11 protein-coding genes are annotated in these 15,468 nt (G+C 57.4%); 9 read left to right on the top strand and 2 right to left on the bottom strand.

Annotated features, from left to right (window positions below; all coding sequences use genetic code 11):
- From MOP44_RS09085 to MOP44_RS09115, 7 genes are all read left to right on the top strand, one after another.
- The gene (locus tag MOP44_RS09085; RefSeq protein ID WP_260795722.1) at positions 1-1,395 is read left to right on the top strand and encodes an efflux transporter outer membrane subunit; all 1,395 of its coding nucleotides are present in this window, start codon (positions 1-3) and stop codon (positions 1,393-1,395) included.
- 302 nt (positions 1,396-1,697) lie between these two features.
- Positions 1,698-2,267, top strand: coding sequence for a DUF4136 domain-containing protein (locus MOP44_RS09090; protein ID WP_260795723.1), 570 nt, complete (start codon positions 1,698-1,700; stop codon positions 2,265-2,267).
- A gap of 209 nt (positions 2,268-2,476) precedes the next feature.
- A complete protein-coding gene (locus tag MOP44_RS09095) occupies positions 2,477-3,484 on the top strand; it encodes a PAS domain-containing sensor histidine kinase (protein ID WP_260795724.1) in 1,008 nt (335 codons plus the stop codon).
- A 172-nt stretch (positions 3,485-3,656) separates the two neighbouring features.
- On the top strand, positions 3,657-4,073 hold the full coding sequence (locus tag MOP44_RS09100) for a response regulator (protein ID WP_260795725.1): 417 nt from the start codon (positions 3,657-3,659) through the stop codon (positions 4,071-4,073).
- Positions 4,074-4,326: 253 nt separating this feature from the next.
- Positions 4,327-4,890 (top strand): class D sortase, encoded by a 564-nt coding sequence (locus MOP44_RS09105; protein ID WP_260795726.1) that lies wholly within the window; start codon positions 4,327-4,329, stop codon positions 4,888-4,890.
- Positions 4,891-4,993: 103 nt separating this feature from the next.
- Positions 4,994-5,755, top strand: coding sequence for an LPXTG cell wall anchor domain-containing protein (locus MOP44_RS09110; protein WP_260795727.1), 762 nt, complete (start codon positions 4,994-4,996; stop codon positions 5,753-5,755).
- 347 nt (positions 5,756-6,102) lie between these two features.
- Positions 6,103-7,023 carry a BON domain-containing protein gene (locus MOP44_RS09115; protein WP_260795728.1) on the top strand — a complete coding sequence of 307 codons (921 nt, stop codon included), beginning with the start codon at positions 6,103-6,105 and terminating at the stop codon, positions 7,021-7,023.
- Positions 7,024-7,182: 159 nt separating this feature from the next.
- Here the strand turns inward: MOP44_RS09115 and MOP44_RS09120 are convergent, their stop codons facing one another.
- On the bottom strand, positions 7,183-7,824 hold the full coding sequence (locus MOP44_RS09120) for a response regulator (protein ID WP_260795729.1): 642 nt from the start codon (positions 7,822-7,824) through the stop codon (positions 7,183-7,185).
- Positions 7,825-8,307: 483 nt separating this feature from the next.
- Between MOP44_RS09120 and MOP44_RS09125 the strand changes: the two genes are divergently transcribed.
- The gene (locus MOP44_RS09125) at positions 8,308-9,405 is read left to right on the top strand and encodes a lactonase family protein (RefSeq protein ID WP_260795730.1); all 1,098 of its coding nucleotides are present in this window, start codon (positions 8,308-8,310) and stop codon (positions 9,403-9,405) included.
- A gap of 87 nt (positions 9,406-9,492) precedes the next feature.
- Here the strand turns inward: MOP44_RS09125 and MOP44_RS09130 are convergent, their stop codons facing one another.
- Positions 9,493-10,914, bottom strand: a complete 1,422-nt coding sequence (locus tag MOP44_RS09130) for a UDP-glucose dehydrogenase family protein (RefSeq protein WP_260795731.1) — start codon at positions 10,912-10,914, stop codon at positions 9,493-9,495.
- Between the two features lie 671 nt (positions 10,915-11,585).
- On the opposite strand from MOP44_RS09130, the gene metH reads away from it, so the two are divergent.
- Positions 11,586-15,416, top strand: a complete 3,831-nt coding sequence (gene metH / locus MOP44_RS09135) for a methionine synthase (RefSeq protein WP_260795732.1) — start codon at positions 11,586-11,588, stop codon at positions 15,414-15,416.
- Positions 15,417-15,468 lie beyond the last annotated feature (52 nt).

Below are 15,468 nucleotides of genomic sequence, written 5' to 3' on the forward strand. Positions count from 1 at the left end.
ATGCGCCGCAAGTGGTGGCTTACGTTGTTCGTGCTAGCAGCGGCTGTCGGGTGCAAAATGGGGCCGGATTATAGCCGCCCGACGATCTCGACTCCCGATAGTTATCGTGAGCTCGCCCCAGACCAGCAGGCGCAGAACGCGCAGTCGCTTGGGGACGAAAAATGGTGGGACGTATTCAAGGACGAGGATCTGCAGGGACTAGTCCGCGAAGCCCTCAAGCAAAATTACGACATCCGCATCGCGGCTGAGCGGGTGCTGCAGGCGCAGGCGGTGGTCGGAATCACACGCGCCGATCAATATCCGTTCATTGGAGCGGGTGCCTCCGCGCTGAACAACCGGATACCAGCGACGAAGATCAACGGCCCGGTACAGACTGGCCCCATGCAGGTAAATCTTTCGCTCGCCTGGCAGCTGGATTTCTGGGGACAATACCGCAGAGCCACCGAAGCTGCGCGTGCGGAACTCTTGGCGACCGAATGGGCGAGGAAAGCTGTCATTAGTTCGGTCGTAAGCAATGTTGCGACGGCGTATTTCCAACTACTCGAGCTCGATCTCGAGATGGAGATCTCATCGCGGACCCTCCAATCGAGAAAAGAGTCGGTCCGGCTGGTGCAAATCAGGCAGACAGGCGGAACTGGATCGCTTCTCGATGTGCGGCAATCAGAAGAGCTGATGTATACGGCGGCTGCGGCCATACCCTCTCTGGAGCGCCGCATTGCGCAGGAAGAAAACGTCATCAGCATTCTGCTCGGGCGCAACCCAGGAGCGATTGCGAGATCGCGGAAGCTGGCGGATACACAGATCACGCCGAGCGTTCCTGCAGGATTGCCATCATCGATTTTGGAACGGCGTCCCGACATTCAATCAACAGAGCAACGCCTGGTGGCTGCAAATGCGCGGATAGGTGTGGCGAAGGCCGCTTTCTTCCCGCAGATTCAACTCACCGCAGCAGCCGGTTATCAAAGTACCGCTCTGACCAGCCTGTTCACCGGGCCGGCGGGATTCTGGACCTTTGGCGCACAACTCGCGCAGCCTATCTTCACCGGCGGGAAACTGCGCTCAAATCTCCATTTGACTGAGGCGCAGAAAGCGGAGATGGTCCTCAACTACGAACAGGCCATCCAGCAGGCGTTCCGGGAAGTGTCGGATTCGTTGATCGCCTACAAAAAGAATCAAGAGTTCACCGAGCAGCAGGGATTGCTGACGGCGGCCGCGGTGGATGCAGTCCGTTTGGCGAACGCGCGGTATACGGGCGGAGTCGCCAGTTACCTCGAGGTGCTGGACACCGATACGCTCGCTTACGATGCGGAGATCGCTCTGGCGCAGGCGCAGTTGCAGGAGCGCCTCGCCCTGGTGCAGCTCTACAACGCCCTGGGGGGTGGCTGGCAGGCATAGCAATTGTGCATAGGGCTTCGCGTTTATCAGCTAGAGAATCATGCTGAAGAGGGACCAACGAGTTCAGGTCGTTCTGAACGCGCTATCCGGTCTGCGCTCCTACACTTGCAGCCTGACTACCGACACAACCGGTTGATCATGTAATGCGAAGCAGCATTCTCGCTGTAAACACTGACAGTTTCAGCAAGGAAGTGAAATGCATACTCTTACCTTCGCTGAGGAAGGTTAGTTTCTCTCAAAAACGCGCCGTCAATGATTGACGGCGCTCATGACGCCAAATGTTACAGAGGAGGCAGAAAGCAATGAAGCGTTTACTGCGGGGATCGGTTTTGATGCTGCTGTTCGGAGCCACAATCGCGCTTGCTCAAGATGTTCGCTACAACTTCGATAAGAGCACTGATTTCACGAAGTACAAGACCTACAAGTTTGTACCGATGAAAGATGCGACGCCAGTCAACGATCTGGTGGACAAGCAGATCAAGGCGGGCATCGAGGCGCAGTTGAGCCAGAAGGGCTTGACGAAGGTCGACGGAGACAACGCCGATCTGCTCATCGGCTATCAGACAGCAATCGGCCAGGAGAAGCAGTTTACTTCCTACGACAGCGGCTGGGGATATGGTCCAGGGTGGGGCCGCGGAGGCTGGTACGGCGGCGGCATGAGCACCGGAATGACGACCGGACAAACCTCAACGATTTATACCGGACAGCTCGCGGTCGATATGTATGACTCCGCGCAGAAGGACCTGGTGTGGAGAGGGGTCGTCAGCAAAACGATCGACACCAACGCCAAGCCGGATAAACAAGAGAAGAACTTGACCAAGGCTCTGACTAAGTTGTTCAAGAAGTATCCTCCCGAGGTCAAGGCGTCGTAAGTGACTTCACGGCTGGTGCCTGGCTCGTGCGTGCTTCAGCCGACGAGCCGGGTTCCAAAGCCGAGGCAGGGCGTATTCAGGATGTGCGCTGGTTAGCTCCCGGTATCGTGGGCTCTTTGAGGGGGCGTGCCCAAGAGGTTAGTTCCGGAATGCTAAGCGAAGGACAAAGCCGCGCAGTTGAGCGCAACGGGAGCAATTGGTCACGAGAGATGGCCGGAAGCTCTCCAGCGTTGCTGTGGGTCGCTCACGCGGACAGCGAATTTGCAGACATCAACGACGAGTGGGAGCACTTCACGGGCGTGTCCAGGGGCGAGAATCTTGGCCCTGGATGGATGCGGCGCATTCATCCGAAGGATCTAGCGGGTTGGCTTAAGAGCTTCGCTGAAGCATTTCGTCTTTCGAAAGAACTTTCAACGCGGTTGCGGTTGGAGCGGCATGATGGCCAGTACCGCTGGATGCTGGTTCGGGCTAATCCGCTGCCGACGGAAGGTGGGCAGCCTGGCGGATTTGCCGGATGCTGCATCGACATTACCGATGAACGCGAGATTGCGGACGCTGTTTCGGACTTCAGCGGCCGCTTAATTCAGGCGCAAGAGGGCGAACGCTCTCGCATCGCAAGGGAACTGCACGACGATATAACGCAGCGGATGGCGCTTCTTGCCAACGGGATTCAAGAGCTTGACTTACCGAGATTGCGCCTGAGCACTCCTCAAAAGAAGCAGCGTATTCAGGCGCTCAAAAAGCTGGCGATCGAGATATCGTCTGATGTTCAGTTTCTTTCTCGACAGCTGCATCCGTCGAAACTCCAATACCTAGGCCTTCCGGCCGCTATCAGGAGTCTCTGCCGAGAGGTGTCGTTGCGGCACAAGGTGGACGTTACATGTATCGTGCGGGATGTTCCGGACAAACTGCCCGAGTCTATCTCTCTGAATTTGTTCAGGACCGCACAGGAGTCTCTCCAAAACGTTGTGAAACACAGCCGGGCCCAACATGCGTTGGTTGAATTGGTCGGAGAAACGGCGGGCATACATCTGCGGATCTCCGACGATGGCGTAGGGTTTGAACTGAATCAAGAGAATTCGTCACGAGGGTTGGGGCTCACGAGCATGAGAGAACGGCTGAACTCCGTGGGAGGCACATTCTCTGTATGCTCTGGCAGGATGACCGGCACGCATGTTGAAGGTGCGGTGCCGATGGCGCAGCTAGCGCACGGGTGAGAGGTACCTCAAAGCTCGAATGCAATCAAGAGCCCTTTTGAACGGTCAAGTCAGTAATTTGTACCAGTTCACAAGAGCAAGCAGGTTCCTAGAATTGGAAAAGACGTGGCAGAGGGCCTCGGTGCTGCGGTGAAGTTACGGCCTGCAGCCGCCATCGAAGCGAGAGGACGTCGTGAAAAAGAAACCGAGCATTCTCCTCGCCGATGACAATGCCGCAATTCTTGACGTGGTGAGTCGCCTGCTCAGGAATCATCAGTGCAACGTCGTGGCGAGAATAAACGATGGCGCCGATGTCGTCAGGGAGTCTCTGCGGCTGCGGCCGGACATCGTCGTGCTGGATATCTCAATGGATGCATTGAATGGCATTGATCTTGCACGAGAGCTGTCACTTTGCGGCAGTTCGTCTAAGGTCATCTTCCTGAGTGTGCACGAGGACTCAGATTTTGTGAACGCGGCCATGGGTGCGGGAGGCTCGGCATACGTGGTGAAATCTCGCGTAGCTACGGATCTTTGCTCCGCCGTAGATGCGGTTCTGAACGACAAGAGGTTCCTCTCGCCGACGATGCTCTACCAGGCCAAGCGTTTGTAGGGCTGGTGATTTTCCCTGTCAGTACTGACAGTTTCACCAGCATTGCTGCACAGCTAACGTGTTCAGCGAACGTGGAACTCTTACGCGCCTTTGAGGCTTGTGTTCACAGAGAGCCTCGCGACTTCTTTGAGGATGTGCATTGGAAAAAGTGTCAGTCAAGTCGCGGTATATCCGATGGGCGCAGCGGGCGCTTCTGATCGCGGGAGCCTCTCTTGTCGGAGTGTATTTAATCGCGATCGCGCACAGGGGTATCATGTCGCACCTTGCGATCGAGGAAGTTCGAGCTAGCCAGGCGGCAAGCAGTGAAGCGGCAAGCACCACGGGAAAGATCACCGAGATTCCCACGCCGGATTTCAGCTTGTGGTCGCCGGCCCGGGTAACGCAATTCAAATCGGCGCTCGCTCAACACGGAGCTTTGGCTGTCGGCATACTCCGGGTTCCGAAGGAGCACATTGAAGCTCCGATCTTTGAGGGAACGGACGATCTGACGCTCAACAAGGGAGTAGGACACATCGCCGGAACAGACGCGATTGGTGGGGGGGGGAACACGGGAATCGCCGGGCATCGGGACGGATTCTTCAGAGGGCTGAAGGACATAAAGGTCGGCGACAAAGTTGAGATTGAAACCAGTAGCAAACCGCTGGTGTATGTGGTTGAGCGCGTGGTGATCGTCGATCCGCAGGATGTATCGGTTCTGCAGGAGCGGGGGCGGCCTGAGCTCACACTGGTGACCTGCTATCCGTTTTATGTTCTGGGCAGCGCACCGAAGCGCTTCATCGTTAAAGCAAAGTTCGTTCAGGGAGATCCTGGAGCCTAGGGATCTGCCCGAAACGAAGTTCAAACAAGCGTGGCAATAAGCGGAACCTGGCGACAGGGCCACAAAGGCGTTCAAAGAACGCTCATCACGAGGAGAAGAGGATATGAACACAAAACCAAACACTCTACTGTCAGTACTGGCGGTATCGATGGCGTTCGCTGCATTTGAAGCCACGGCGATGTCGCAGGTGCAGACCACAAAGTCGACGGAAACTCATGCGCCAACGGTTACGACGACCGTGGCACGCGGCGAGGTAGTCTATGTCTCCGGCAATCAGCTGGTAGTCAAGATGGAAGACGGCACCATGCGGGACTTCCCCAACGTTCCTGAGTCGGCGAGGGTCACAGTGAATGGGCAGCAAATGGGCATTCACGACCTGAAGCCGGGCATGAAGCTGGAAAAGACCATTACCACGACTACGACTCCCAAGACGATCACAACCGTGCAGACAGTGACCGGCAAGGTGTGGCATGTCAATGCTCCCTCGTCCGTAATTCTGACCCTGGAAGACGGCACGAACCAGCAGTTCAAGGTGCCGAAGGGCCAAACGTTCATGGTGAACGGCAACAAGACCGACGTTTTCGGGCTGCGGAAGGGGATGAAAGTCACGGCAACCAAGGTTGTGGAAGAATCGGCAACCGAAGTTGCTCAGCACACCGCCATCAGCGGACAACTTCCGCCTCCGCCTCCGCCGGATGCTCCGATCCTGATTGCTGTTGCGGTACCGACTCCTGCTCCCGCGGCTGCCGCTGCTCCGGAGAAGGAACTGCCCAAGACGGGCAGCCCGCTGCCTCTGATCGGCCTGCTTGGGCTTCTGTGCCTCGCCGGCTCGTTCACGCTGAAGGTGTCCCGCAACCGGGCCTAACCTGAAACTGGAACCGCGGACCGTCTCATCCAGTCAATGCACGACCATGCAACTGGAGGATCAGACGTTTGCGGAGAAGCTACTCACAAGCTAAGCAAGACAACATGCCTGCGAAAAGCAGGCATGTTGTCTTAAGCGTTCAGGAAGATCGGGCGCCAGAGATCGAAGCAGAACCGCCATTGTGAAGGCACTGGTATTTCTAGCAGTACCGACACCGAGTAGGGCTGCTTACGATGTTGATGTCCTACCGATAAGAACCCGAAGACGAGGTCAGTCTCGCTTGAGCCATGTGCGAGGAAGCGGTAAAGCTCTGCAAAGCAAGGAAGCAAAAGAGAGAGGGAGGATCTATGGCGAATCGCAGGTTGCGCCATCTTATGCTCATCGGCGTGATCGCCGTGGCGACGGCGGGGTGCCACAAACAGGTGAATGACGCGGAGATTGCGAAAGACATCAATGACAAGGTTGCTGCTGATCCCCAGGCCAATCAATCACAGGTTGTCGTGGCTTCCAATGAAGGCAATGTGTCGCTGCAGGGCAAAGCCCGCACACAGGATGCGAAGGCCCGTGCTGAGCAAATTGCCAACCAGGAACCGGGAGTCAAGTCTGTCGATGACCAGATAGCCGTCGACCCGAATTTTGACGGATCAGCGAATTCAACGCCGAGCGCGGGAATGGCGAGTTCGGCTCCTGCCCACGCCGCTGCTCCCGCCCCACAAGCAGCCGCTTCCGCACCTCCGCCGCCTCCGCCGGCGCCGATCATCGTTCCCAGCGGAACAATGTTGACAATCAGGCTGGGTCAAACGATCGAGTCGAAGACTGCGACCGCCGGATCGGTTTTCAGCGGAAGCATGGCGAATCCTGTGACTGTGCATGGGGTGGTGGCAATTCCTGACGGGTCTCCCGTGTCCGGTGTTGTCTCCGATGCGAAGAAAGCCGGGAAGTTCAAGGGCGCAGCCACGTTGAGCCTGACGCTCACCTCAGTCACAATTAAGGGGCATCCCTACAACATCGAAGCCGAAAGCGTTTCACAGACGACGACGGGCAAAGGGAAGCGGACTGCTGGAGTGATTGCTGGCGGCACGGGCGTTGGAGCGGCAATCGGAGGCTTGGCAGGCGGAGGTAAGGGCGCTGCGATTGGCGCTCTGGTAGGAGCCGGTGCTGGGACCGTCGGTGCGGCGACCACCGGGAACAATCGGGATATTACCTACGCGGTAGAATCGGCTCTGTCGTTCAGACTTGCTCAACCATTGACTCTTAAACCTGAGTAGCGTTCTGGGATTCTTCAGAGGTTTCTCCCTCTTTCGGCCATTAAGGATGCTTGGGGCCTGATTGCCGGTTTCAGCAATCAGGCCCCAGTTTTTTGCCCAGATGCGAAAATGCGGAGCCGGTAGGCTCCGCCCTTCGACCGTTCACGCCTGCAAGACGGCTTACGCGCTCAAGATGTGGTTCTTCAGCGCATACCGAACAATGCCCGCATCCCGACCTAGATTCAGCGCCTCCATGATGCGGTACTTGTGGAAAGCGACAGTGCGGGTAGTCAGATTCAAAATATCTGCAACCTGCTTCATGGGCCTGCCTTCCGCCAGAAGTTGCAAAACCTCTCGCTGCCTCTCCGTAAGCAGTTCAGTACCAGGCGTTGTTTGGCTCTCAGTGGAGATGGAGGCAATCGCCTCCTTCATGATGATCGGCGAGATGAAGATGCCGCCTTCCAGCACCGATTTCAATGCTGTAAGTACTTCCAGGGCCGCGCAGCTCTTCAGCAGATATCCGGCTGCACCCCGCTTGAATGCCTCCGCTGCCAGCTCAGGATCGGGATTCATGGTCACGTAAAGCAGCTTCACTTCAGGCAGCAGTTTGCAGATCTGCTGTCCGGCATCGAGGCCGTTCAACAGCGGCATATGGATATCGACCACGATGGCGTCCGGCTTCGTTTCAACAGCCTTGCGGACGAGTGTGCGGCCATCTCCCACTATGGCGATAACATCAAACTCCCGCTCCAGGAGCTTTTTGCACGCTTGCGCGACCAAAGTGTGATCGTCGGCAATGATTACGGTCGGGCGGGTATTCATGATGTTCCTCTCGATTGTGCATTCAGTAGGCTTGCAGGTTGTGACTGCAAATGAGGACAGCGCTAGGAGTACAAGGGAATTCTGCCTTCAAAATGTGGGTTTGTCACTGTCAAAACGGACAGTCTGCCCGGCCAGCGGGCCGAATTTCTTGCGGGAGAAAGGGGAATTTCCACGTGTCAAACCCTCTCACTAGTGAAAACGCCATTTGGTTGAGCGGCCAAAGTCCATTCCGCGCACTCCCATTCTTATGGAAGAAGGGATCGTGGCTGCCGGAAACAGCGAGCGAATTTTCTGGCCGTTGAAAATTTGCTGACGATATTACACCCGCCCAAGCAGCCTGCAAAGGGCCAAAGAGCAATGAAGGCTTAAGGTAAGCATGGTCGGAATCGCCGGCACTGCGGGTGCCGCCCTTTCGGGGCCCGACCTCTATCGGCGACAATTGCTACTGTTATGAGAGACTTCAGCCGCCGTGATGTTCTTCGAATGATCCCAGCCGCCGCTATCGCGGCTGCAGCCCAGGGAGGTTTTGCTGTGCCGCGTCGTCAGCGCGTCTTCATTGGCTCTAACACGCCGAAGGGTATTTTGGCCTTCGACTGGAACCCTGCAACCGCAGAGTTGAAACAGGTGGAAGTTGCCGCAGTGCTTGCCAATGTCGATTGGATTGTCTACTCGCAGGATCGCAAACACATCTTTGCTGCGTCTGAGGTCGACAGCTTCAATGGCAAGCCAACCGGCGAGGTTGCCAGCTATCGCGTGGAGGACGGGAAGCTTGCCCAAATCTCTGCACAGAACTCCGCCGCCAAGGGAACATGCTACGTTGGGCTAGACCACTCAGGGCGCGTCCTGATTTCTGCCGACTACGGTGGAGGAGCGGCTGCGAGCTTCAAAGTGACCGCCGGAAAACTCAGTGCAGCCGTCTGGTCAGAGCACTACACCGGGCAGGGTCCCGTCTCGGATCGCCAAGAGGCGGCGCACGCGCATTTCACTTCGTTCTCGCCAGACGATCGCTTCGCTTACGTCAATGATCTGGGCAGCGATTGTATTCACTTTTACAAGCTCAATAGTGAGACAGCTGAGTTGACCCCCGCGGGCAAGTGGGATGCGAAGCCCGGATCGGGTCCGCGTACCCTGCATTTCCATCCGAACGGAACCATTGCCTATTGCATGAACGAGCTCGCCTCGGCCGTTGACATCTTGCGGTGGAACAAAGCCGACGGTAGTCTCGAAACCTTGAGCCGCTTCGAACTCAATCCTGACCGCTCTAAACCGCTTTCAACGGGGTGCGACACTGTGATCACTCGCGACGGTCGCTTTGTCTACTTCGCGAACCGTGGGGATGATTTCATCTATGCCTGCAGCGCCGATCCGAAGACAGGTGCCCTTAAGGGTATCGGTAAGACTCCGAGCGGCGGCAAGACTCCGCGCAATTTTGTCCTTGATCCGACGGAGCGCTGGATGCTGGTCGCCAATCAGAATTCAAGCAACATAGCGGTGTTTGCTCGGAATCCGACGGACGGCTCTTTGGCCGCGGACGGAAAGACGTACGATTGCCCGTCGCCCATGTGCATCCTGTTTCCTTAGGATAGGGGCGGGCTAGAGACACCTGGCCGTCCAGGCACAAAGCGGACCCGCTTCTGTTGCGTCGACGGCCAGATTTGTCCAGAAGTCCTATTCTGCAATCAAAACCGCTCTTGGTTTTCCCTGTGCGGCATAGTAGCTGCCTGCACGCCCGACGCTCACGTATGTAAACCCGTTCTCAGCCATGACTTCGGGCCGGTACAGGTTTCGCCCGTCGATAACGATGGGGAATTTCAAGGCGCGGTTCAACTTCGCTAAATCGATATCCGCAAACTCTTTCCACTCGGTAAGAATCAGGACTGCATCGGCGTGTTCCGCAGCGTCATAGACATCTTTGGCATAGCTCAGCCGATCTGAGGTGGGAAGCGCCTGCTGGGCTTTCTCCATAGCGGCAGGGTCATATGCCGATACGTGAGCACCTGCTTCAATCAGCCTGCTAATTATCTTCAAGGCGGGTGACTCGCGGATGTCGTCCGTATCGGCCTTGAATGCGAGCCCGAGCGCGGCGATCCGCTTTCCCCGGAGCGTCCAGAGTGTGGAGCGAATCTTGTTAAAGAAGACTTCTTGTTGCGTGTCGTTGATCCTGCGGACCTCCTCAAGCAACTGGAACCTCAATCCCTGCTGCTGAGCGACCCACTGGAACGCTGCTACGTCTTTTGGGAAACAGGATCCACCGTACCCCAGGCCGGCTTTCAGGAATTTCGGGCCGATTCGCGTATCCATTCCGATGCCGGCTGCAATTTCCTCAATGTCTGCATCGACATTCTCAGCCAGGTTGGCGACGGCGTTGATGAACGAGATCTTCAAAGCAAGGAAAGCGTTCGATGCGTGCTTGATGATTTCGGCGCTCTGGGCGGACGTAAGCAGAAACTTCGCCGGATTCTCCGCGCTGCAGGGCCCCGGCAGGGAACCGGGCTGTTCGTAGTAAAAACCTTCGGTGAGAGGTGCATAGATACGAGACAGAAGTTCGGCTGCGGGCTTTGTGCCTGCACCCACCACGATTCGGTCCGGGTGCAGGAAATCACCGACGGCTGTTCCCTCGCGAAGGAATTCCGGGTTCGAAACCACGTCGAAGTGATCTGGTCGGACGCCGCGCCGATGCAGAACGCGCCGGATCCAGTCGTTCGTATAAACAGGCACCGTGCTCTTCTCCACGATGACTTTGTAATCCCGAATCGCATTGGCAATTTCGGATACGACAGCCTCGACATAAGACAAGTCGGCGGCGCCAGTGCTGCCCTGAGGAGTGCCTACGGCAATAAATATGGCTTCGGAGCCTTGCACCGATTCGGCAAGATTCGTGGTGAACTGTACCGCCTTCCCGCCATGCTTGCCGAGCAGCTCGGGCAGGTGCTGTTCGTAGATCGGAACTCCACCCTGCTGCAGGAGCTTGATCTTCAGCTCATCGTTATCTACGCAGACAACTTTATGCCCCATTTCTGCGAAGCACACGGCTGCTACGAGACCAACGTACCCTGAACCGATGACACAAATGGAGACTGGCTTTGGCATGTCTATGCTCCCCTTGCCGGACTAGAGGGCGAAATTGAGGTCTATTTAATTGTTGGCGCCAACCGTTTGATCAGAACTCGAGTTCAAGTGCCGACTGCTTAAGGACCTCTCGATTCAATCTTGTATACACACATCCTCAGCTCTCCAGCTGGCGACGCTTCCCTGTTCGCAATCAACCTGGGACTCGAATTTCACGGCCGCGAGAGCGAACAGTCGCCACAGTGCCCGTAACGGGATTAATTCATATGATTCAGAGACGATTCTATTCTAATGAAGGGGACCGTGCTGGAGCAGCCGCTTCTGCCCGGCGCGGTGTTCGAGGGGCCCCTGAGGCCCACAAGAAGGCTCGTTCGGCCCTGTGATCTATCCAGCGAATCAAATGCCGAAAACCCGCTCTGTTGTCGGCCTCTTCTCGTAAAGGCCCGCTCGCCCACTTGCGGACGGCATTTGGTCCCAAGAATGCGGCTCCAGAGTTCCGGAGCGCCGCCCGCCAGATTCGCAGCGCGGATTACATCAATCCCCGGACGTGTGAAATCATCTAATTAGAGCGCCATCGTTCTCTGTCGCCACCCTGTGTTGTTTTAGCGGAGCGACAATCCAGCCAAGCATTGACGGAAGGGATGCAGACCCGCCATTGCTCTCATTAGACCTAACCCGGGACTTCATGTCAGATGAAAACAACGCCGCGGCACACTCTTCACACAGTTCTCGAAAAACGCATCGCCATCCTCGATGGTGCCATGGGCACCACAATTCGCACCTATGGCATGACCGAGGCCCATATCCGCGGCGATCGTTTCAAGGACGCGAAGAAAGGCCTGCTCAACAACGGCGACCTCTTCTCGCTTACCCAGCCGGACATGATCGGCGATATCCATCGGCGCTTTCTTGAGGCAGGCGCCGACATCATTGAGACCAACACCTTCGGCGCGACCAGTATTGCGCAGAGCGAGTTTTTCGTAGACGATCCGCGCGAACATGGCGGCCGCAAGGACCCCGCGTTCTACGAAGAAATCATCGCGAATCCGTACCTTAACGATCTCGCCTGGGAGATAAACGAGCAGTCCGCACGCCAATGCCGCGAGTGGGCCGACCGGGTCGCGAACAAAACGTCACGTCCCCGCTTTGTCGCTGGCGCCATCGGCCCTCTCACAGTTTCGTTATCCAACTCGCCTGACGCGGACGATCCCGGCTTCCGAGTCGTCACCTTTGACCAGGTCAAGTCCGCCTACGCGCATCAGATACGGGCGCTTATGGCAGGTGGTGTGGACCTGCTGCTGGTCGAGACCATCTTCGACTCGCTCAACGCCAAGGCGGCGCTGGTGGCTGTTCGGGAAGTGTTCGATCGGGACGGGAAGGAACTGCCGGTCATGATCTCGGCCGCGGTTGGCCGCGGCGGCGAAACCATGATCTCGGCGCAGACGGTCGAGGCGTTCTGGAATGCCGTCGAGCACGTGAACCCGCTCTCGGTGGGTCTGAATTGCTCGCTCGGTCCCGACTTGATGTACCCGTTCCTCGAAGAGCTTTCCAGCAAGGCGAATTCAGCAATCTCGTGCTATCCAAATGCCGGTCTGCCGAATCCGCTCTCGCCCACGGGATTCGACCTTGGCCCGGAGGATATGGGACGCCATCTCGCGAACTTTGCGAGCGGGGGGCTCATCAACATCGCGGGTGGCTGCTGCGGAAACACGCCTGAGCACATTGCAGCCATTGCGAAGGCTCTCGAAGGCAAGCATCCGCGCGAGCTGCGCGAAGCTTCTTCCGAAGCTCCTACTATCGTCGATATGAAGCCCGCCGCTGCAGCGGGCTTCCATCCGTTGCGCCTCTCCGGCTCGCAACCCTTCACCCAGCAGCAGGGCGTGTTCATGATGATCGGCGAGCGAACCAACGTGGCGGGCTCGCCGAAGTTCGCCAAGCTCATCAAGGAAGGCAAATTTGAAGAAGCCACTTCGGTGGCCCGCCAGCAGGTAGAGAACGGCGCGAATGTTCTCGACATCTGCATGGACGAGGGCATGATCGATGGCGTCGCTGCGATGAGCCGCTTTCTGCATCTGTTAGCCAGCGAGCCTGAAGTGGCTAATGTTCCATTCATGGTGGATTCCTCAAACTGGGCCGTGATCGAGGCGGGTCTCAAGTGCCTCCAGGGCAAGGGCATTGTCAACTCGATTTCGCTCAAGGAAGGCGAAGACAAGTTCCGGGAACATGCGGCCACCGTACTCAAGTACGGCGCGGCTGCTGTTGTCATGGCGTTTGACGAGCAAGGTCAGGCAGCCACATTCGAAGACAAGACCCGCATCTGCGAACGCGCCTACCGAATACTTGTCGATGAGGTCGGCTTTCCGCCCGAGGACATCATCTTCGACCCGAATATCCTGACTGTTGCGACGGGCATGGAGGAGCACAACAACTACGCCGTCGATTTCATCAACGCGACACGCTGGATCAAGCAGAATCTGCCTCACGCTAAGGTGTCGGGTGGCGTCTCCAACATCTCCTTCAGCTTCCGCGGCAACAACAAGGTTCGTGAAGCGATGCATTCGGCGTTCCTCTATCACGCCATTGCCGCGGGCCTCGACATGGGCATCGTCAACGCTGGCATGCTCGAGGTTTATGAAGACATCGAGCCCGAGCTGAAAGAACTCGTCGAAGACGTTTTGCTCAATCGACGCCCCGACGCCACGGAGCGCCTGCTGCAGTACGGGGAAACTCTGAAGGCCGCGAAGACCGGCCCAGCCGAAGAGCAGAAGACCGAGGAGTGGCGAAACGCGCCCGTCGAAGGCCGACTTTCTCATGCACTCGTGCGTGGCATCGATAGCTACATCGAGACGGACACTGAGGAAGCGCGAGTCAAGCTCGGTCGCCCCCTCGCAGTGATTGAAGGCCCACTGATGGACGGCATGGGAGTTGTCGGCGACCTGTTTGGCGCCGGCAAGATGTTTCTTCCGCAGGTCGTCAAGTCAGCGCGCGTAATGAAGAAGGCCGTCGCTTATCTCACGCCTTTCATGGAAGCCGAGAAGGCAGAGCTGGCCGCTGCTGGTCACGAAGTGCGCACGCAAGGCAAGATTGTTCTCGCCACTGTGAAAGGCGATGTGCATGACATCGGCAAGAACATCGTGGGCGTGGTCCTGGCCTGCAACAACTACGAAGTCATCGATATGGGTGTGATGGTGCCGACCGAGCGCATTCTTGAGCGCGCAAAGCAGGAGAACGCCGACATCATCGGACTCAGCGGCCTTATTACGCCCTCGCTTGACGAGATGGTCCATGTGGCCCGCGAAATGGAGCGCCAGGAGTTTAAGCTGCCATTGCTCATCGGCGGTGCGACGACAAGCCGCGCGCATACCGCGATCAAGATCGCGCCACACTATAGTCAGCCAGTCATTCACGTGATCGATGCCAGCCGCGCGGTGCCCGTAGCCACAAGTTTGCTCAGCGATGAGAACCGGCCCGACTTCATCGCCAAGCATACGGCAGAATACGAGGCGGTACGGAAGCAGTATGCCGCACCGCGCCAGAAGACCATTGCGATTGGTGCTGCGCGGGCTCGCCGCGCGCCCATCGAGTGGCGCGCAGAGGATATCCCCGCGCCGGCATTCACCGGGATCCGCGTGCTCGACAAGTATCCACTCGCCACGTTGCGCGACTACATCGACTGGACGCCGTTCTTCCATACGTGGGAGCTGAAAGGTGTCTATCCACGCATTCTCGATGATCCGAAACAGGGTGAGCAGGCGCGCCAGCTCTTCATGGAGGCCAACGTGCTCCTCGATCGGATCATTGCGGAGAATCTGCTGACTGCGCGCGCTGTCTACGGATTTTTCCCGGCAAATGCCACGGGCGATGACGTGGAACTCTATAGTGACTCCTCCCGCAAGTCAGTTCTTACGAGTCTTCACTTCCTGCGCCAGCAATCTGATCGTGAGGGCAACGAGCCCTGCCGTTCACTCGCAGATTTTATTGCGCCCAAGGAGACGGGGTTTGCCGATCATATCGGTGCGTTCGCGGTCACCAGCGGGATCGGTCTCGAGGAGCTGCGCTCCAGCTTTCGTGTGAAGCACGATGACTACAACGCCATCATGTCCGAGGCGCTTGCTGACCGTCTTGCGGAAGCTTTTGCCGAGTGCCTGCACAAGCGCGTTCGCGAGGAGTGGGGCTACGGCAGCAACGAGAACCTGGCGCCCGAAGAGCTGATCCACGAGAAGTACCGCGGCATTCGTCCTGCGCCCGGCTACCCCGCCTGCCCCGATCACACCGAGAAGGGAACTCTCTGGCAGTTGCTCGACGTGAAGGCAAACACCGGCATCGAGATCACCGAATCGTTCGCCATGTGGCCAGGCTCGAGCGTAAGCGGCCTCTACTTCGCGCACCCGGAGTCGCGCTATTTCACGCTCGGCAAGATCGATCGCGATCAGGTTGAGGATTACCACGTGCGCAAGGGCATGAGCGTAGCAGAAGTTGAGCGCTGGTTGGGCCCTTACCTCAACTACGATCCCGCAAAGTAGCTGGCAACAGCGGGCTGATCATCGATCTCGCAAGATAAAATTCGTGTTTGGA

This window comes from Occallatibacter riparius (genome assembly GCF_025264625.1).
GTDB lineage: Bacteria > Acidobacteriota > Terriglobia > Terriglobales > Acidobacteriaceae > Telmatobacter > Telmatobacter riparius.